Here is a 20,313-nt window from a genome sequence, read left to right on the forward strand (position 1 = left end):
ATGAAAGGGGGTACAATGGTGGAAAACGCTCAGTATCTGGACGCCAGCGCCTCCGCCCCCGGTTCGACGACACCGCTGGAAACCGCTTGGATCCGCGTTCGTGAGAAGCTGAAGAGTGAGGTTGGCGAGGTCGAATACCGGACATGGCTCCGGCAGATCGTTCTGGGACCACTCGAAGAAGATGAACTAACCCTCTACCTACCCACTCGCTTCCTGCGTGACTGGGTCCGTAGCCAGTATGAGGAACGGCTTCAGACACTCTGGCGCACCGAGCGCGAGGACATCAAGGGGGTCGAGCTTCAGGTCAAGCGGGGCCTACCTGAAGTCTCCATAAGCGACGCAGAGGAAGGGGAAGACGCTCCGGGCGAAAGGCATGAACTCGCGCCGCAGGCTACTGCACCGGAAAGCCGCAGCGATCTGGCTGTTCCGCTCGATCCGCGCTTTACATTTGATACCTTCATTGTCGGCAAACCCAACGAGTTTGCCTATGCCTGCGCCCGCCGTGTGGCCGAAAAACCGTCGAGCCCAGGCTTTAATCCGCTATTCTTGTACGGCGGCGTCGGTCTCGGCAAAACCCATCTGATGCACGCCATCGGAACGGAACTAACCCGGACCGGCAAGGTCTCCGTGGCTTACATGTCCGCGGAAAAGTTTATGTATCGCTTTATCGCGGCCATCCGTTCACAGTCCACGATGGAATTCAAGGAACAGCTTCGTTCCGTTGACGTGCTGATGATTGACGATCTTCAGTTCCTGATCGGCAAGGACAACACGCAGGAAGAATTCTTCCATACATTCAATGCTCTGGTCGATGCGGGTCGTCAGATCATCGTCAGCGCTGACAAGAGTCCGTCCGACCTATCGGGCCTCGAAGACCGCCTGCGGACCCGACTAGGCTGCGGTATGGTCGCAGACATTCACGCCACGACCTTCGAGCTGCGCATCTCCATTCTGGAAGCGAAGGCCAAGGCTTCGGGCACGCATGTCCCGTCCAAGGTTCTGGAATATCTTGCCCACAAGATCACGACCAATGTGCGTGAACTTGAAGGAGCACTGAACCGTCTGATCGCCCACGCTGATCTGGTTGGACGTCCTGTGACTCTCGATACGACGCAGGATGTTCTCAAGGACATGCTAAAGGCTCATGATCGCCGCGTCACGATCGAGGAAATCCAGCGCAAGGTTTCCGAGCACTGGAATATCCGCCTCACGGACATGTCTTCAGCACGCCGAGCCCGGGCCGTGGCACGCCCGCGTCAGGTGGCCATGTATCTGGCCAAGCAGCTGACAAGCCGGTCCCTTCCGGAAATCGGGCGTAAATTCGGCAACCGCGACCACACCACCGTCATGCACGCCGTCAACCGCGTTACCGAGCTGATGGATCAGGACGCGTCCTTCGCCGAGGACGTAGAACTGCTGCGCCGGATGCTGGAAGGCTGACCTGCCTGGACCTCCGATCCCTCTCTTTCCCGAGGGGCGGGGGTCTGCTAGGTTCTCTCAATTAATTCAAGATCTTCGCCGAGGCTCGGAATGAAATTCAAGGTTGACCGTACCCTGCTGCAACGGGCTCTGGCGCATATTCATGGCGTTGCAGAAAAGCGGAATACCATTCCCATCCTGGCCAACGTCCTGATGACCTATCAGGATGACGTCCTGCGTCTGACGGCGACTGATATGGAAATCGCCGTCGTGGAAGATGTGCCCGCGACAGGTGAACGTTCCGGCTCCACGACCGTTCCGGCTGCCGTACTCTTCGAGATCGTGCGCAAGCTGCCTGATGGCGTCGCACTTGAATTCGATCACCAGGACAGCGAAGCACCGCTCGCCCTGCGGGCAGGCCGCTACGCCACCAGCCTGAACGTACTGCCGGTCGATGATTTCCCAGCCATGGTTGCCGGTGACCTGCCGCATCGCTTCACTATCCCTGCTGCGACACTTCGTGGGCTGATTGACCGCACGAAGTTCGCCATCTCCAACGAAGAAACCCGCTATTACCTGAATGGCATCTATCTGCATGTTGCGGAAAACGGTGCTGTTCCAATGCTGCGGGCCGTTGCTACAGACGGTCATCGTCTCGCTCGTGTTGAGGCGGATCTGCCCGAAGGTGCGCGCGGCATGCCCGGCGTCATCATTCCCCGCAAGACCGTCAACGAACTGCGCAAGCTTCTGGATGAAGGGGCGGCTGATCTGGAAGTATCCCTGTCTGACACGCGGATCCAGTTCCAGGCTGGCCCCGTCCTTCTCACCTCCAAACTGATCGACGGAACCTTTCCGGAATATGAGCGCGTCATTCCCAAGGGCAATGACCGCATCCTGCGCGTTGGAAAGCGCGACTTTGCAGCAGCTGTTGGTCGCGTCGCAGCCATCAGCCAGGAGCGTTCACGCCCGGTCAAGCTGTCGGTGACGCAAAATATGCTCAATCTCTCTGCCACCAGCCCCGATCAGGGCGTGGCCCATGAGGAACTGGACGAAAACTCCGTTTCCTACGACGCAGCACCGATAGAGATAGGTTTTCAGGCTCGTTACCTGACAGATATTACCGACCAGATCGACGTGGAAGTGGAATTCGCGTTCTCCGACAGCTCCGCCCCAACCATCGTCCGTGACACGGCGTCGCCTGCGGCGCTGTATGTCCTGATGCCCATGCGGGTCTGAGCACGAGCCACGATTGAAACTAAACCGGCTCGCGCTTACAAATTTCCGAAACTACACCCATACCGTCTGGACCCCGGATGCCTCCATTCTGGTTCTGACGGGGGAGAACGGGTCCGGAAAGACCAATCTGCTTGAAGCCGTTTCCCTGTTGGCGCCTGGTCGAGGCCTGCGAGGAGCCGCACTTCCCGCGTTGTGCCGTCAGGGCGCAGAACGATGGGGGGTTTCGGCCACGTTCCAGTCCGGACTGGACGAGTTTCAAATCGGCACTGGAAGCGATCTAAGCGAAAAACAGCGCCGGACATTTCGCCTCGATGGGGAAAGCATCCGCTCTCAGGCTCTGATCGGGCAAAGGTTTTCCTGTGTCTGGCTGACGCCCCAGATGGACCGGCTTTTTCAGGAAGGATCGAGCGGCCGGCGGCGGTTTTTGGACAGGCTGGTCATGGCGCTGTCTCCCGATCATGGCCGCCAGATCGCAGCGCATGACCGGTCGGTTGTCAGTCGAAATCGGGTTCTGGCAGAACGTTCGAACGAAGCGGAATGGCTTACTTCCATAGAAGATTCCATTGCTCGCCATGCGGTTGCAGCATCTGCGGCGCGGTTGGCGCTCATCGAGAGCATGAACGCCAAACCTTTTGAAAAGGATGGTTTTTCTGCCAGTACGCTGCATCTGGACTGTACCATCTCAAGCCGCCTGACAACCCAGTCGGCCCTCGAAGTCGAAGACTGGATCAGGAACAGCCTGCGACAGACCCGCACCGAAGACCGACAGCGCTCCACAACATCTGTCGGCGCCCATCGGGCCGACTTCACGCTTTCGGACACCGCTACAGGACGTCCTGCCGAGCTTTCGAGCAGCGGTCAGCAGAAGGTCATGCTGACTGGCACAATCCTGTCCCATGCGCGGCTGATGGCACAGGAACGGGGATACGCGCCGGCCATTCTGCTTGATGAACCCCTGCTTCATCTGGACGAGATGCGACGACACGCACTCCTTGACAGCCTTGAGGGGCTACGGGCGCCTGTCCTGATTACGGGCACGGATATCGAGGCGTTCGCGCCAATCGCCGGCCGCGCCCAGTTTTTTTCCGTCAGGAACGGCACCATATCCCCGTCCTGACACACCGCCGCTGGTCTAAATGAACGGCAGGGGCTATACTGATCCATCATTATTCAGAGTACCACGGAGACCGTCACGCGCATGTCAGAGACCCAGAACCAGCCCGAGATTCCTGGCGCAGACGGTGAAGATTACGGCGCTTCCTCCATCTCGGTTCTGAAGGGACTGGACGCCGTCCGCAAGCGTCCGGGTATGTATATCGGCGATACCGATGATGGCTCAGGCCTGCATCACATGGTCTTCGAAATCATCGACAATGCCGTGGACGAAGCTCAGGCCGGCCATGCAACCTATTGCATCCTGACCCTGAACGGTGACGGTTCCGTTTCGGTGCGCGACGATGGCCGTGGTATTCCGACCGACCTGCACCCCGAAGAAGGTATCAGCGCCGCCGAAGTCGTGCTGACCAAGCTTCATGCCGGCGGCAAGTTCAACCAGAATTCCTACAAGGTTTCCGGTGGCCTGCACGGCGTGGGTGCGGCCGTGGTGAACGCCCTGTCCGAATGGATGGAAGTGCATATCTGGCGCAACGGGCTGGAGCACAAGATCCGCTTCCAGCATGGCGAACGCGATGAAGCCCTGCATGTCATCGGATCGTCCTCAGAAGACCGGGGCACACTGGTCACGTTCAAGCCCAGCAAGCAGACCTTCACGAAGGTCGATTTTGATATTTCCATTCTTGAACGCCGTGTCCGCGAACTCGCATTCCTGAATTCGGGCATGCTGATCATCCTGCGTGACGAGCGCCATGCCGAGCCGAAGGAGACACGCTTCCATTATGAAGGCGGTCTGAGCGCGTTCGCCGAATGGCTTGATTCTTCAAAAACTTCGATTGTCACGCCGCCCATTACGGGTGAAATCGACAATCCCGAAAGCGGCATCCGTGTCGAGTTCGCGCTAACCTGGAACGACAGCTATCACGAGACGATGCTGTGCTTCACCAATAACATTCCTCAGCGCGATGGTGGCACGCATCTGGCCGGTTTCCGTCAGGCTCTGACGCGCGTCGTGGGCAAGTACGCCGAAGGTGTGGCCAAGCGTGAGGCAGGATCACTGACGGGTGAGGACATGCGTGAGGGCATGACCGCCGTGCTGTCCGTGAAGGTGCCGGATCCAAAATTCTCCTCCCAGACAAAGGACAAGCTCGTCTCGTCCGAAGTCCAGCCTGTCGTCCATGCTGCCGCGTCCGATGCAATCTCCCACTGGTTTGAGACGCATCCCAAAGAAGCAAAGGCAATCGTCGCCAAGATCATCGACGCTGCCAGTGCGCGTGAAGCTGCGCGCCGTGCGCGTGAGCTGACGCGCCGCAAGGGTGTGCTCGATGTTTCCTCGCTTCCGGGCAAGCTCGCAGACTGTCAGGAACGCGATGCTTCCAAGGCTGAAATCTTCATCGTCGAGGGTGATTCCGCAGGCGGCACGGCCAAGCAGGGACGCGACCGTCGCTTTCAGGCCATCCTGCCGCTGCGTGGAAAGATCCTGAACGTCGAGCGCGCCCGGTTCGACCGGATGCTGGGCTCGGCGGAAATCGGAACGCTGATCACCGCCCTTGGCACCGGTATCGGTCGGGGTGAAGTCGATCAGGGCGGTTTCTCGGCCGAAAAACTGCGCTACCACAAGATCGTCATCATGACCGATGCTGACGTTGACGGTTCGCATATTCGCACGCTTCTACTGACGTTCTTCTTCCGTCAAATGCCAGAACTGATCGAGCAGGGCTATCTCTACATCGCCCAGCCGCCGCTCTATCGTGCCAAGCGCGGTCAGGAAGAGCGTTATCTCAAGGATGATGCCGCTCTTGAGCAGTACCTGCTGGACAAGGCCCTGGCGAATGCCTCCCTGCGTTTTGCGGATGGCCGGGAACTGACAGCAGAAACCCTAACCGAAGAAATCGTGTTCCTTTCGACTGCTGCCCGGCGCCTTCAAAGCATTTCTTCCAAAGTACCCGTATGGGTTATGGAGCAGGCTGCAATCTCAGGTGTGCTCGATATTGATATCGCTGTCGCAACATCGCGGATGCCCGAGTTCCAGCAGCGTCTGGATGGGGCTTCGCTGCCCAACGAGCGCGGCTGGAAAGTTTCCATTTCGGAAACCGGTCTAGAATGCGCACGTTCCGTCCGAGGCGTTGGCGAGGTTTATCGGATCGAACCTTCGCTCCTGCGCTCGGCGGAAGCCCGCTGGCTGGTATCGGAATGGGAACGTCTGGCGCGCGATTTCGCAAAACCCGTCACGCTCACACTGGATCCCACGGCTTACGAACTGTTTGGTCCCGCAGCGGTCATGGAGCGCATCCTGCTGCAGGGTCGTCGCGGTCTGACCATCAATCGGTTCAAGGGTCTGGGCGAAATGAACGACGAGCAACTGTGGCACACCACACTCGATCCTTCGACCCGTACTCTGCTGCAGGTCAAGATCGGAGATGTGGAAGATGCGGGGCAGGTCTTCTCCACGCTGATGGGTGACGTTGTGGAGCCGCGCAGGGACTTCATTGTCGGGAATGCTCTGAAAGTGGCCAATCTTGACGTTTAAGGCTCTTGTCGCAGGAGTGACATTTGCCGTGATGGCCGGACTTGGTTGTGGTCCGGCCCACGCTGAGGGGCAGGTCAATGCCGCCTATGCCGTCTACCTCAAAGGCTTTCACGTCCTGAACGCGCAGACATCCTACCAGCTCCAACCCTGGGGCTATGGGGGTAGCACCCAGATCAAGCCTGCGGGCCTGATCAGCTGGTTCGTGACCATGGATGTGACATCCCGCGTTGAGGGAAAGTTCACACCCGATGGCAACGTGCAGCCAGTCCTGTTTGACAGCGGTGGCATTTCCCGCGGCAAGCGCCGTCATGTCCGACTGGAGTTCTCGAACGATACTCCAAAAGTGACCGATCTCCAGCCTTCGGAGACCGACCGCGAGCCGATCCCCGACAGCTCCCTGCCGCATACAGTCGATACCCTGAGCGGCATGGCGCATCTGCTGCATGCCCTTGCCACGACCGGGAAATGCGACGGAACGCAGATCATTTTTGACGGGCTCCGGCTGACTGAAATGGTGGTCCATGGTCCGACTGTGGCCGACATCCCGCAAGGACAGGACGAGGCCTATTCTGGGCAGGCGCTGCGCTGTGATTTCGTAGGGCGCCAGCTTGCAGGCTTCGTTAAGGACTCCCCAAACAGGGCAAAACTGGCTTCTCCCCAGCCGGGATCCGTCTGGTTCAGAAAAATTAACGATCTGGGACTGATTCCGGTCCGGATCGAGTTCAACCATCCCAAACTTGGACATGTCATGGTCGTCATGCAACACGCCGTAGCTCCCTGAACAGAGCACTCGAACGTCTTGCAATAATCGGCAATTCGAAGTGATGACACAGTCTGCTGGCTCCGTTTGACGCGGGCCCGCGGTTTGGATACCCCGGGCTGGATATGACCGACAGCACCTATCGTACCACTGCCATTATCCTTGCCGCGGGCCTCGGCACGCGCATGAAATCCCGCCTGCCAAAGGCGCTGCACCGTCTGGGCAACCAGCCGATGATCAACCATCTCATCACAACTGCACGGCAGGTCTTCGATGATGTGGTCGTCGTCACCGGACCAGACATGCCAGACCTTGAAAAGGCCGTCCGTCCTTTCAAAACCGTCACACAGATCGACCGACTTGGCACAGCACATGCGGCCAACACGGCACGAGATCTATTCGGCACTGGCGACGTGGCCATTCTTTATGCCGATAATCCGCTAATTACGGCAGAGACGATGCAACGCCTTCTGGCAGCGCGCAGGGAAGGCGCCAGTCTGGCGCTTCTGGGAATGCGACCTGCAGAGCCTGGGCGTTATGGCCGGATTGTGGACAACCACGGCAGGGTTGTGAAGATCGTCGAATTTAAGGACGCCACAGAAGAAGAACGCCGCATCAAGCTGTGCAATGCAGGTGTCATGTGTGCTGGAGCCAACGAATTCCGGACCTGGCTTGCGGATGTCGGCAACGACAATGCCCAGGGTGAGTATTACCTCACGGATGTGGTTGAAATGGCTGCGAAAGCCGGACCAGTCGTGTGCGTGGAAGCGCCGGAAGCTGAACTGGCGGGCGTCAATTCCCGACCAGAACTGGCTCGTGCCGAGGCGACACTTCAGACCCGGCTACGAAATGCGGCCATGGATGCCGGCGTTACACTTGTTGCTCCTGAAACCGTATTTTTCAGCACCGACACCGTTATCGAGGCCGATGTAACAGTTGAGCCGAATGTTTTCTTTGGTCCCGGAGTCAATATCCGTTCCGGTGCTCTCATTCGTGCATTTTCTCATCTGGAAGGCTGTGAAGTCGGGGAAAATGCGATGATTGGTCCCTATGCCCGGCTGCGCCCCGGCACGCTTTGTGCCGCGCAGACGCATGTCGGAAATTTCGTCGAACTCAAGAATGTCGAACTGGGTGAAGGCGCGAAGGCCAATCACCTGACCTATCTGGGCGACGCTTCGATCGGAAGCGGCACGAATGTCGGTGCAGGAACCATCACCTGCAACTACGATGGCGTATTCAAACACCAGACCACGATCGGCGAGCGCGTGTTTGTTGGTTCGGATTCCATCCTTGTCGCGCCCGTAACCATCGGGAACGATGCCCTTATTGCGGCCGGCAGCGTCATTACCAGTGACGTCCCCCCTGGCGATCTGGCTCTGGGCCGGGCCCGGCAAACGCTGAAAAGCGGGCAGGGTCTTCAGATCAAACAATCTCTCAAAGCTCGGAAGGAACAGGGCTGATGTGTGGTATCTGCGGTATTGTTGGCCACCAGCCTGCCAGCCCGATCGCGTTCGAGGCGCTCCGCCGTCTTGAATATCGCGGGTATGATTCCGCTGGCATCGCCACACTGACGGCGTCCGGGGACATTGAGCGCCGTCGCGCGGCCGGCAAGCTTGATAATCTCGAGCATGTCCTGAAGGAACACCCACTACCTGGCACAACCGGGATCGGGCATACGCGATGGGCCACGCATGGCGCGCCCACGGAAAACAACGCTCACCCGCATGAATCTGGTCGTGTGGCGATCGTTCATAACGGCATCATCGAGAACTTCGCAGAACTCAAGAAAGAACTCGAGGCGAAGGGGCGTGTGTTCCGCACCGAAACGGATTCAGAAACGGTCGCCCATCTGGTCGATGACTATCTGGGGCAGGGGTTGGAGCCTCGGGACGCAGCCTTTGCCGCAATCAAACGGTTGGAAGGCGCCTATGCCATTGCCATGATCTTCAAAGGTCATGAAGGCCTGTTGATTGGCGCGCGCCATGGTGCTCCGCTGGCGGTGGGCTATGGCAATGGTGAAATGTTCCTCGGCTCCGACAGCATTGCGCTGGCTCCGATGGCCCGGAAGATGACCTATCTGGAAGACGGCGACTGGTGCGAACTGACGCCCGATCATGTCACAATTTTCGATATGACCGGCGGGGCAGTCAGCCGTCCGGTTCAAGATTTGACCTTCATGGCGGGACAGGTCGGCAAAGATGGGTACCGGCATTACATGGAGAAGGAACTCCATGAACATCCCGTCGCCATCGGGCAGACACTGAAACGCATTACCGACCCGGCTTCGAAACGCATCGCCCTTCCGGAAATGCCGTTCGATCCGGCGCAGGTTCCCCGCATTACCATTACGGCCTGCGGCTCAGCCTATTATGCCGGCATGGTAGGGCGGTACTGGCTGGAATCTTTGGCGCGAATTCCGGTGGAAATCGATGTTGCATCCGAAATGCGCTATCGCGAGCCGCCGCAGCCGGACCGGGGCGTAGCGCTGCTGATTTCCCAGTCTGGCGAAACAGCTGACACATTGGGCGTTCTGCGAAGCCTTAAAAAGGCCGGGCAAAGCATTGTTTCCGTGCTGAATGTCGAGCATTCGACCATGGGACGCGAAAGCGATCTCGTTCTGGGCATGGATGCGGGACCGGAAATTTCCGTAGCCTCTACGAAAGCCTTCACGGCCCAGCTTTCCGTTCTGGCGGCTCTGGCAATCGACTTCGCACGGGCCCGCGGCGCTATGGACCAGGCCCGTGAAGAACGTCTGACAGCCAGCCTGTTGGATCTGCCATCTCGGGCTGCAGAAGTCTTTACCCGTACCAAGGATATCCAGGCGATGGCGGCTGTTGTCGCACAGGCCCGCGACGTCCTGTATCTAGGGCGTGGAATCTGCACGCCAATCGCTTTTGAAGGTGCCTTAAAATTAAAAGAAATCAGTTATATCCATGCGGAAGCTTATGCCGCGGGTGAACTAAAGCATGGCCCCATCAGCCTAATCGACCAGACCGTTCCGGTCGTTGCCATCGCACCGTCCACGATCCTGTTCGACAAGACGCTATCCAATCTGCAGGAAGCGAAGGCGCGCGGCGGGCGCATTCTTGCCTTCACCGATGCAGAAGGTGCGAAACGTCTTGAAGGCGTGGCGGAACAGGTTGTTATCATGCCGGATGTGGACGCTTTCGTGGCCCCAATCCTGTATGCCATTCCCGTTCAGATGCTCGCTTATGAAGTGGCCCTTATCAAAGGGACAGACGTGGATCAGCCTCGCAACCTTGCCAAATCAGTCACGGTTGAATGAAGGTTTTTCCTATCGGGGGAAATTTTTTGCATACATTATAATAACATCACACATGACAACCTAAAGGAGACGCAGATATGGGTGGAGACGCAATATCCGGAATATCAGCCGGAAATTCAGGACTCTCTCCCAGCGCCTCTGAGATCACCATACGCGAAGCTTTTGTCAGGCGACTGGATGAGCAGGGATTTGAGGGGGATATTGACCTTCAGGTCTCGTCGCGGCTGGTATCTTCCACCGATAACAGCATCTATCAGCGTCTTCCGGCTGCCGTTATTCATCCACGCACACAGGAAGATCTCAACCGGGCCGTCCGTGCTGCTGCAGATGGTAAACTGACCCTTGCAATCCGTGGCGGCGGGACAGGCACCAACGGCCAGTCTCTGACTGATGGTATCGTCCTCGATGTCTCCCGCCATCTGGACCGGATCCTGGATTTCAACGCTGAAGCGGAAACGGTCACGGTAGAACCAGGCGTTATTCTCGCACGTCTCAATGCATTCCTGAAGCCTCACGGATTTTTCTTTCCCCCTACGGTCTCGACCGCTACCCGGGCTACGATCGGCGGCATGATTGCAACCGATGCGTCCGGCAAAGGGTCACGCATCTATGGGCGAACTTCCGACTACATAGAGACGATGGACGTCGTGCTCTCGGACGGAACTGACCTGCAGGTCGGCCAACTGACAGCACCACAGCTGGAAGAAGCGATGAGCGGGGAAGGGCTTGCCGCCCGCGCTTACCGCGAAGTCCATCGGGTCGTCACGGAACAGGCCGACGAGATCCACCGCGTTTTTCCTGATATGAACCGTGGCCTGACGGGATACAACCTTCAGAACGTCCTCCTTGAGGACGGAAGCTTCCATATCGCACGCCTTCTGGCGGGATCAGAAGGCACGCTTGCCCTGACCAAGAAAGTTGTCCTGCGAGTCAGACGTCTGCCAAAACACCGACAGCTTATCGTCGTTCGCTATGCCAGCTTCAACGATACCCTGCGTGATGTTCAGATGCTTCTGCCAGCCAATCCGTCTGCAGTAGAAGTGCTAGATGACCGCGTCCTTGCCAAAGCTCAGCAGGACGTGACATGGCACGCGCTAGAACGCGTTCTCGGCACTAGGTCTGCGCTCCCTGTTAAGGGCATGAGTTTCGTTGAGTTCGTCGGAGACGATCTGGAGCTCCTGCAGGAACAGATGGCCCAGGCGGTCAGCCTTTTTGAGAATTCTCCTTACCAATCCATTGATCATAAAGCAGTTTCTGATCCGGGTATTATCGCGAGCCTCTGGACGCTGCGGGAAAAATCCGTTGGTCTCCTCGGTCGTCCGGAAGGTCACAAACAGGGCGTTCCGTTCGTCGAGGATACTGCCGTTCCCCCTGAAGTCCTGCCTGAATATGTCAGCGAATTCCGAGACATTCTGGATGGGTACGGACTGTCTTATGGCATGTTTGGACATGCCGATGTCGGTTGCCTGCATGTCCGCCCGTTTCTGGACATGCTTACACCACAGGACCGGGCTCTGATCCGTCCGATTTCAGACGCAGTGGCCGCTCTGACGAAACGTCATGGCGGCCTGCTCTGGGGTGAGCATGGGCGCGGATTTCGGGGCGAATTCTCCCCGCTGTTTTTTGGAGAAACGCTGTTCGCGGAACTCTGCCGGATCAAGGATGTCTTTGATCCCAAAGATATTTTCAACCGCGGCAAACTGGCACCAGGTGGCGTGGGCTACCCCGTGGACCGCATTGACGGCATACCGTTCAAGGGTAGCTTCGACGGAGATATTGCTCCCGCACTCCGTGAGCCTTACGCCCTGTCCATCAGCTGCAACGGCAATGGTGCCTGTTTCAACCGTGAACCGGACATGGCCATGTGCCCGTCCTACAAAGCCACGAAAGACAGATCACAGTCCCCGAAAGGCCGGGCCCTGCTGCTCCGGAGCTGGGCCCGACTGCGCTCCCTGCCGGACAATGCACCCGATCGCGGAATGCTCCCGGCTCTGACGGAGGAACTCAAGGCATCACTGGACACCTGTCTGTCCTGCAAGGCCTGCGCCACACAATGCCCGATCCGCGTGGATATTCCGTCCATGCGCTCGAAGTTCCTTGCAACCTACTTCCGCGACAACCACAGGCCGGTTCGCGACTATCTGATGTACTGGCTGGAGCCACTGCTGGCAGTCGGAAGACAGGCTCCGGCACTGGCCAATCTGTTGATGCATAATTCGCTCTCGCAGACGCTTCTATCCCGGATCGGGCTGGTGGATCTTCCCCACCTGAAGCCTGCGCGACTGGGAGCTGACAGTCGGGTCAGCCGCTCCTGGCTGCGTCACAACCATCTTAATCCGCGGGCAGTAATCCTGATTCAGGATTCCTTTACCGGCAGCTTTGACGGCGCCCTCATTGAGAGAATCCATACGCTCCTTACCTCTCTTGAGCTGGACGTAAAAGTCACACCCGTCTGGGACAACGGCAAGGCCCGGCACATTCTGGGATTCCGCAGGGGTTTTGGTGTTACGGCCCGTCAGACATTGCGGAAACTGCGCAGTCTGGCTGCTTTTGGTATTCCGGTCGTTTCGCTGGATGCAGCCACTGGGCTCATGTTCACGCAGGAATACAGGGAAGTCGCAGGAGATACTCCTGTCCCGGCCGTTCTTCCTCTGGAAACCTATCTGCGCGAGCAAATAGAGCAGGGAACGTTCGCCCAAGTGCAGAGCGAAAACGATACCAAATCCCTGACAGTCATCTCGCACTGCACGGAACAGGCTGCCCGTCCAGAAAGCGCGGACGACTGGACCTTCATCCTTCGGCATTTCGGAATGCCAGCTCAGGCAGGCAAGGCCGGATGCTGTGGTATGGCCGGACTGTTCGGACACCAGAAAGAACGGGCCAGCCTATCCCGCCAGATCTTTGATCAGAACTGGGCAGGGAAAGTGAAGCAACCAGTCTTAGCGACCGGATTTTCCTGCCGCTGCCAGACCGAGCGCATGGCCGGTTATCGTCCGTCCCATCCAGCGGAAGCATTGATCTCCGCGTTGCAGGAACGGTCCTGAAAACAGGACGTTCATAACGATGAAGCGCCTCTGGACGCACCCCGTCCAAGCTGTAACACTGTTACCAGTCCAATGATGCGCAGCTTTTCGTGCGGGCCCTGTGGAGTACAAATGTGATGTCTTCCCTTCCATCAAGGATTTACGCTGTCGTCGACCATCCGCGCTGGGTGGAACGGCTTGGTGGAGCGGGTCTACGTTTCATAGAGCTCTATCTGCGCGATCTGCCGGAAGAAGAAATCAGAGCTCAGGCCCTGCTGGCACAGGAACTGGCCGCACGTTTCAATATTTCTCTGGCGCTGAACCGCTACTGGCAGACGGCCATAGAACTGGGCTATGAATGGCTGCATCTTGGCCCGGAAGATCTGGAAGGGGCGGATCTTGACGCGATCCGAACCGCTGGCACCAAATTTGGCATCTCGACCCATACGCCTGAAGAGCTGCAGACGGCACTCGCCTGCAAGCCAGATTATGTGTCCTTCGGCCCGGTCTGGTCCACGCAGCTCCGGGGTGTTCCGCTGACGGGGCGGGGCCTGGAGAAACTGTCAGAATGGCGTGGGCTGTGCGGCAATATTCCGCTGGTTGCCATTGGCGGCCTTACCGTACCCAGGCTGGCGGAATGTCTTAAGGCAGGTGCCGATACGGTTGCCGTCATGAGCGACTTCATCGGCCATGAGGACCCGGAAGGGCAGGTCAGACGCTGGCTCGACGCCGTCTCCCAAGGACAGCACGAACTTGAAACACGCCCAGTCGTCTGAAGACGACCATATGAAGGAGCCGAGACAACGATGATGGTGACAGGACTGGCAGCCGTACTCCTAGCGCTTGCGTTCCTGCTCACGCTTGTCAGCATCATCCAGCCCCTCGCGAAACGTCTTGAGATTTCCGAAGCTGTCCTGTTGGCCCTGACCGGGATCGGGCTGGGCCTTGTTGCGTCCCTTATCGTGCGCTCGTCTGCGACCGATCTGTTGGATGGAGCGGCCGAGGCGCTGATCTATTTCCCGGTCAATAGTGAAGCCTTCCTGCTGATCTTCCTGCCCATCCTGGTGTTTCAGGGAGCCATGGCCATCGACGTGCGACGTCTGGCCCATGAGACAGCAACGGTACTGCTGCTGGCAGTTGTCGCTGTCATCGTTTCGACCGCTACCATTGGCTTCGCACTTTATCCGTTCTCGCAACAGAGCCTTGTCGTCTGCCTGCTTCTGGGATCGATCGTGGCGACGACCGATCCGTCTGCCGTGGCCGGGATCTTCCGTGAAATCGGAGCGGCTTCGCGTCTGACGCGCCTTGTCGAAGGTGAGGCACTCCTGAACGACGCTGCAGCCATTTCGATCTTCTCGATCCTTCTGGCAGCCGTCACCTCGCATCATCATATCCACTTGGCCGACGCGCTGATGGACTTCCTGACGGCTTTCATCGGGGCGATCGTGGTTGGCGTCTGCCTGGCTCGTCTCACATTACTGCTGATCGCTGGACTGGGGGGATCAGCTGCTTCGGAAGTCACGCTGACCCTTGCACTACCTTATGCCGTCTACATCCTTTGTGATGAGATGCTCGGCTTTTCCGGCGTAGTCGCAACAGCTGCTGCGGGCCTGACGGTCTCCGCTTACGGGCCGTCCACTTTCCGGCCGCAGGTCTGGCGTTTCCTGAACGAAATGTGGGAGCAGCTCGTTTTCTGGGCCGGCTCTCTCGTGTTCCTTCTGGCCGCCATGCTCGTGCCCCGGTTGCTGATCGGTATGACGAAATGGGATTTCGTACTGATCCTGATCGCCAGTGTCGCGGGCCTGATCGCACGTTCGGCCGTGATTTTCGGAATGCTGCCACTTCTTGCCATCACGAAGCTCTCGCCGCCCGTTCCCAATCCCTTCAAGGCTACGATGGCCTGGGGTGGCATCCGTGGTGCCATTACGCTAGCGCTGGCGCTGGCCGTGACCGAGAACCAGAGCGTCTCAAGCCCCGTTGCGCATTTCATCGGCATCATCGCCACTGGCTTCGTTCTCATCACGCTTCTGGTCAACGGGACCACACTGCGGGCGCTTGTTCTGTTCTTCAAACTGGATCAGTTGTCGCCCATCGATCAGGCTATCCGTCAGCAGATCGTGGGCATCGGCCTTGGTGAAGTTGCGGAACGCACACGGGAGCTTTCCGAAGAACTCGGTTTCAGCGAGCAGACCCGCGCCGGCGTCATCAGCCGCCTTAAGCGGCGCGCCGAAAAGGAGAGGGCGGCCAACAATTTTGAATCCGCCCTAAGCGATCGCAACCGCGTCAATATCGCCCTGATCACCATCGCCAACCAGGAGCGCTCCCTGCTGTTGGACCTGTTTCGCATTCAGGGGCTGTCCCGGCGCGTGATGGAGACATTGCTGCGGACGGCTGAATCTATGGCCGATGGTGCACGTCTTGAAGGGCGCTATGGTTATGTCAGGGCCCTCAAGCGCCGTCTTCAGCCCTCATTGCGCTTCCGGATCGCGCAGGAGCTCCACAGCCGCCTGCATATCGACGAGCCACTGACGAACTGCATGATGGAGCGTTTCGAGATGCTCATCATTGCGCATCTCGTCTCGCTATCGCTTCAGCGCTTCATCCGCCAGCGCATGGAACCAACGCTTGGCCCACGTATCACGGAAATCGTGTCTGAAGTGCTCGGCCGCCAGCGTAAGCTTCTGGACGATGCACTGGAAACGTTGCGCCTGCATTACTCCGGCTATTCCGAAGCTCTGGAAAGCCGTATTCTCCGCCAGATTGCCCTGCGTCTGGAGGATGAGGAATATGACGCGCTCGAAGCAGACAACCTGATTTCCGAGGAACTGCACCGCGAACTTCATCGTGAGATCGAACGCCAGCGCGCGCGTCTGGATGCGCCCCTGCGCTTCAATCTCAAGAGCGGCATCGAACAACGTCTCAGAGCCTTTCCGGCCTTCAACGGGGTTCCCGACAGCGTGCTTCAAAAGCTCTCGGGCAAGGTCTCCATGCATTTTGTCTCGCCCGGCGAGGTCCTGTTCAAGCGCGGGCAGCGCGTGCGCGTCGTCTATGCGCAGGTAGCAGGGCTAGCAGAAGTCAATCTGGCGGAACGCGACCTGCTCTTCGGAAGCGGAGACCTGATCGGTGCGGCTTCCGTCATTCGTAACGAGACCATGCCCGGAACCGTCCGCTCCCTGCAGTTCAGCCATCTGCTCGCCATTCCACGTCCAGTGTTCGAGAAGCTACTGAAGGAGTATCCCATCGTACAACGCCTCATTATCCAGCGCAGTCAGAAAAGAGCAGACGGACTGCTGACGCCTGTCACAGTTCGCACGCTGGATGGCGATGCTATCTCAACCGCATCGGCGCCAGAAATGCGACATCTGGTTGTGCCGCGGCCTTAAGGCACGGGCGGCGCGGTCGCTTTGCCGGGGGCCAGAAGCTCACGGAAGCGCACAGCACAGAAGCCGAGGATTACCGCTGCTACAAGCGCGGCTCCTGAATGCATCAACCAGAACGAGACGTCGGAAATCCGTCCCAGCAGTGTCGCCAGCTTTCCAATCAGCAGGTTGGATAGAAACAGATGGAGCGAGAAGCAGGCAACGAGAATTGTGTTCAGGCTCACCGGGGCTGCGCGAGAGAAAAGCGCCATTCCGATCGCATAATTCATCGAAAAACCGATGTCATTGATGATGTGAAAGGCCAGCCCCCAGAAGAGGCTAACCTCATGGGGACCCGGACTGATCCATGACCCCAAAGCCAGCATCAGCGGCCCGAAAGCGCCAATGAATGTCCCCAATGCGACCTTGGATATCTCCGACAGATCGGGCCTGCGACGCGCATAGATCTTCCAGAACCACAGAACCAGCACGGCGCACAGGGTGCTGATAAATCCGTCCAGGGAAATGAGATCGCTCACCGGCATCTCATATCCTAAAAGATGAAGCTGGAAATGTTCGCGCCCCCAGAGCAGGTAGCCATCGAAGATTTCCGAGTTCGGGATAGCACCCACGGCTAGGACAGGCACAAGTGCCAAAAGCAGCAGGGCCGTCTTCTTTTCCTGTGATGTCAGGGCAGGACGTGCGTGTTTTGTGAGTGCGGCCGGGGCCGCAGACTGAAGCACAGCAGGAGCGGGGAGCCAGCGCCGCCCCACGAGATAAACCACAAGCCCGATCAGCATACCCAGGCCTGCTGCCAGAAAACCCCAGTGCCATTCGATTTGCGCCAGACTCGCACACAGGACCGGGGACACGATGACGGCGACCTGAAGTCCCATCATGTAAATCTGATAAGCATCCGAACGCCGCCGGTCATCCAATTCATACAGTGCGCCGACCTGTGCCCGCAGACCGCCAGCCATGCCAAGACCAGCCAACAGAAAACCGAGAGCCAGTACAAAGCTCCAATCAAATGACATTAAGAAGTGGCCCGCTGTCATCAGAATGGCGCCCAAGAGGATAGTCCGTGTCTGACCGAGGACGCGGTCCGCCAGAAACCCACCGAGGAGAGGGGTGGCATAAATCAACGCCAGGAACAGACCCGTGATGGCTGCGCTCATGGCGCGCGGTCCCACAGGCGCATAAATGGCCGAAACAAGAGCTTCAAGCGGTCCGAGACCCACAACGGCTCCCGAATACGCCGGCTGCAGCAGATGGTCGGTCAGATATAGGGCCAGAATGGCCTGCATCCCATAGAGCGAAAACCCAACCCAGCCTTCAGTCAGCGTCAGCACCCACAACCCGACGGGATGCCCCCAAAGTTCCCGCTGTTTTGCTGCGGAAAACGGTTCGACAGTCGGGGAAGCAGGAAGGATCTCGGTCATGCGGCCTCATTCACGCAGGGGCGGGAGAACCTGCGTAAAGGGAGAAAGGCGGTGAGGTAAAGAGGGAGCGAGAGAAGTGGCAAAATGGCCCAATTTCTAAAGCTGGCATTTTGCCATAGATCGGAGGCCTGCCGTTACGGGAAAGCCTTGCATCCATCAGGAATCAACTTCTGGATGCCAGAAAATCCAGAAAGAAATAATAATGGCATTATGCCATTGGTAAAAAAATAGCTGAAAACTGCCAATATTATTGTTCTCAGAGCAACCTGATGGAGAGAAATCCGGACGTATATCAGGGCCGGGATCACACTTACACAAATGTCGCATAAGATATATTATGCCAACTTACATATATTGGAAGCCTGTATTTCTGACATTTTTGTGAGAACACATCCTATTGTTGCGAAGAATGTCTCCATTCACGCTAGGAAAAGCATTGTAGTCCATTTTACCGGTGCACGCCCGTCTTGTGAGTACCGGTGTATCCGCGGGAGCGGCTGTTTATATGCCATCTATGTCCCTGTGCCGCCTGAGTCTCCTGGGAAGCACATTTTGCATTGCTGCACTCTCCGTCCTGCCGAATGTCGCACGGGCAGATGATTATACGGAACTGCTCGACATTCTCCGGGCCAAGGGCAGCCTGACCCGCTCGGAATACAATGTTCTGCTGGCCCATCACCAGCACCACTCGCATCCTTCCTTACAGCGCGACGATGAGAGCACCCCTGCCGCTCCGTCCCGTCATCGCAACCGCTACATGCGCTATGGACCCCAGAATGAAGGCAGCAGCCTGGAGGCTCCCCCGGATGTCACGACCATTGCGGCCGTTTCCGCAGCGCGGCGCGCTGCCATGGAAGCGTCGGCGAGTGCACAGGATGCCCGCAATTCACTTCTGGAAGCGCGCCGTACGTACAATCCGGACAGCATCGTACGCGTGAAGCCCTATGTCGCGGGCAAAGGCGTTACGATTCAGGCCGGCCAGATCGACATCAACATCTCGGGATTCGTTAACGCTTACTATACCTATAACAGCCCTGCCGGCGGCCGTGCTGTTGCTGGTGGCGTCTCGACCGGAAGCAGCGGTTTTGATTCCTCGTCGATTCGTAATGGCCTGCTGCCGGGTGGCCTGATCCTCAAGCTGAACACGGTGCAGAACGGGATTAAGCTCGGCGCTGTTTTTGGTATGTATCCCGGCATCAACAATAACAATCCCAGTACCTTCAACGCCAACTCCGGTGGCAGTCCGGTCGGACTTGGAACGGCTGGCCTCGATTTCCGTCAGGTTTATATGACCGCTGGAACCGATACGTTTGGTACGATCAAGCTGGGTCGTGATATCGCGCTCTTTGCATCCGACGCCATTCTGAACGATGCCACGCTTCTCAGCGTCGGTAGCACCGGCAGCAACGCGAACCCGGCCAACACCTCACTGGGACGCATTGGCGTTGGCTACGTCTATACCGACTGGCTGCCTCAGATCACCTATATTTCGCCGAAATGGAAAGGTTTTCAGGCCTCCGTTGGCGTCATGACACCTCTGGATGAATATAATTATGCCGGCGGTGGTATCTCTGCAACCACGACCCAGCACAGCTCCCCTATGCTTCAGGGCAAGGTCACTTATGACGGCAATATCGCCGGCTTCACGACCCGTTTCTGGAGCAGCTTCCTCGTCCAGCATCAACAGAACCTGACCAGTTCGACACTGGGCACCAACAGCCGCAAAGGAACAACCGTCGAAGCGGGCGATGTTGGCATGAAGGTCACGCGCGGGCCGTTTGAAGGCGTGGCCTATTACTATTATGGTAGCGGTCTGGGAACGACGGGTATTTTCTTCGATGGCGTTTCAGCCGATGGGCGCAAGCGTGATTCCGAAGGTTACTACGTTCAGGCGGCTTACAAAATCCTGCCCAAGCTCAAGGTCGTGGGGAGTTATGGTGTCAGTAACCTCTATCAGGCCGCTGGCGAAGATAATCCGGACATGGTCCGGCGTAACCAGTCCGAAATCGGAGCGATCTATTACAACATGACGGACTGGTTCACGATCGTGGGCGAATATGCCCATACGGAATCGGACTCCCACAGCAGCGCCCACGAAAGCGACCACACGATGTCCGCCGGTGCGATGATGACATTCTGAGCCTG

General features: G+C 57.9%; 12 protein-coding genes. 11 read left to right on the top strand and 1 reads right to left on the bottom strand.

Features of this window, described 5'->3' with window-relative positions:
- The 10 genes from dnaA (at position 1) to IGS75_RS00050 (ending at position 16,750) form a co-directional block, all read left to right on the top strand.
- Positions 1–1,440 carry a chromosomal replication initiator protein DnaA gene (dnaA, locus tag IGS75_RS00005; protein WP_408876478.1) on the top strand — a complete coding sequence of 480 codons (1,440 nt, stop codon included), beginning with the start codon at positions 1–3 and terminating at the stop codon, positions 1,438–1,440.
- 90 nt (positions 1,441–1,530) lie between these two features.
- Positions 1,531–2,655 carry a DNA polymerase III subunit beta gene (gene dnaN / locus IGS75_RS00010; RefSeq protein ID WP_202257156.1) on the top strand — a complete coding sequence of 375 codons (1,125 nt, stop codon included), beginning with the start codon at positions 1,531–1,533 and terminating at the stop codon, positions 2,653–2,655.
- Positions 2,656–2,668: 13 nt separating this feature from the next.
- On the top strand, positions 2,669–3,772 hold the full coding sequence (recF, locus tag IGS75_RS00015) for a DNA replication/repair protein RecF (RefSeq protein ID WP_202257157.1): 1,104 nt from the start codon (positions 2,669–2,671) through the stop codon (positions 3,770–3,772).
- 81 nt (positions 3,773–3,853) lie between these two features.
- Positions 3,854–6,298, top strand: coding sequence for a DNA topoisomerase (ATP-hydrolyzing) subunit B (gene gyrB / locus IGS75_RS00020; RefSeq protein WP_202257158.1), 2,445 nt, complete (start codon positions 3,854–3,856; stop codon positions 6,296–6,298).
- 31 nt (positions 6,299–6,329) lie between these two features.
- Positions 6,330–7,079: a DUF3108 domain-containing protein gene (locus IGS75_RS00025; protein ID WP_237469095.1), complete on the top strand. Its 750-nt coding sequence runs from the start codon at positions 6,330–6,332 to the stop codon at positions 7,077–7,079.
- Between the two features lie 104 nt (positions 7,080–7,183).
- Positions 7,184–8,518 (top strand): bifunctional UDP-N-acetylglucosamine diphosphorylase/glucosamine-1-phosphate N-acetyltransferase GlmU, encoded by a 1,335-nt coding sequence (gene glmU / locus IGS75_RS00030; RefSeq protein WP_202257160.1) that lies wholly within the window; start codon positions 7,184–7,186, stop codon positions 8,516–8,518.
- Positions 8,518–10,344: a glutamine--fructose-6-phosphate transaminase (isomerizing) gene (gene glmS / locus IGS75_RS00035; RefSeq protein ID WP_141351102.1), complete on the top strand. Its 1,827-nt coding sequence runs from the start codon at positions 8,518–8,520 to the stop codon at positions 10,342–10,344. The genes glmU and glmS overlap by 1 nt, the downstream gene beginning before the upstream one ends.
- 77 nt (positions 10,345–10,421) lie before the next feature.
- Positions 10,422–13,388, top strand: coding sequence for an FAD-binding and (Fe-S)-binding domain-containing protein (locus IGS75_RS00040; protein WP_202257161.1), 2,967 nt, complete (start codon positions 10,422–10,424; stop codon positions 13,386–13,388).
- Between the two features lie 116 nt (positions 13,389–13,504).
- Positions 13,505–14,143, top strand: a complete 639-nt coding sequence (locus IGS75_RS00045) for a thiamine phosphate synthase (protein WP_141351319.1) — start codon at positions 13,505–13,507, stop codon at positions 14,141–14,143.
- Positions 14,144–14,173: 30 nt separating this feature from the next.
- Complete coding sequence (locus tag IGS75_RS00050; protein ID WP_202257162.1) at positions 14,174–16,750, top strand: cation:proton antiporter; 2,577 nt, start codon at positions 14,174–14,176, stop codon at positions 16,748–16,750.
- Here the strand turns inward: IGS75_RS00050 and IGS75_RS00055 are convergent.
- A complete protein-coding gene (locus IGS75_RS00055) occupies positions 16,747–18,168 on the bottom strand; it encodes a peptide MFS transporter (RefSeq protein WP_202257163.1) in 1,422 nt (473 codons plus the stop codon). The genes IGS75_RS00050 and IGS75_RS00055 overlap by 4 nt on opposite strands.
- Positions 18,169–18,682: 514 nt before the next feature.
- On the opposite strand from IGS75_RS00055, the gene IGS75_RS00060 reads away from it, so the two are divergent.
- On the top strand, positions 18,683–20,308 hold the full coding sequence (locus IGS75_RS00060; protein WP_237469097.1) for a porin: 1,626 nt from the start codon (positions 18,683–18,685) through the stop codon (positions 20,306–20,308).
- Positions 20,309–20,313: the final 5 nt, after the last annotated feature.

The organism is Gluconobacter sphaericus, from assembly GCF_016757795.1.
In the GTDB taxonomy this organism is placed as follows: Bacteria; Pseudomonadota; Alphaproteobacteria; order Acetobacterales; family Acetobacteraceae; genus Gluconobacter; species Gluconobacter sphaericus.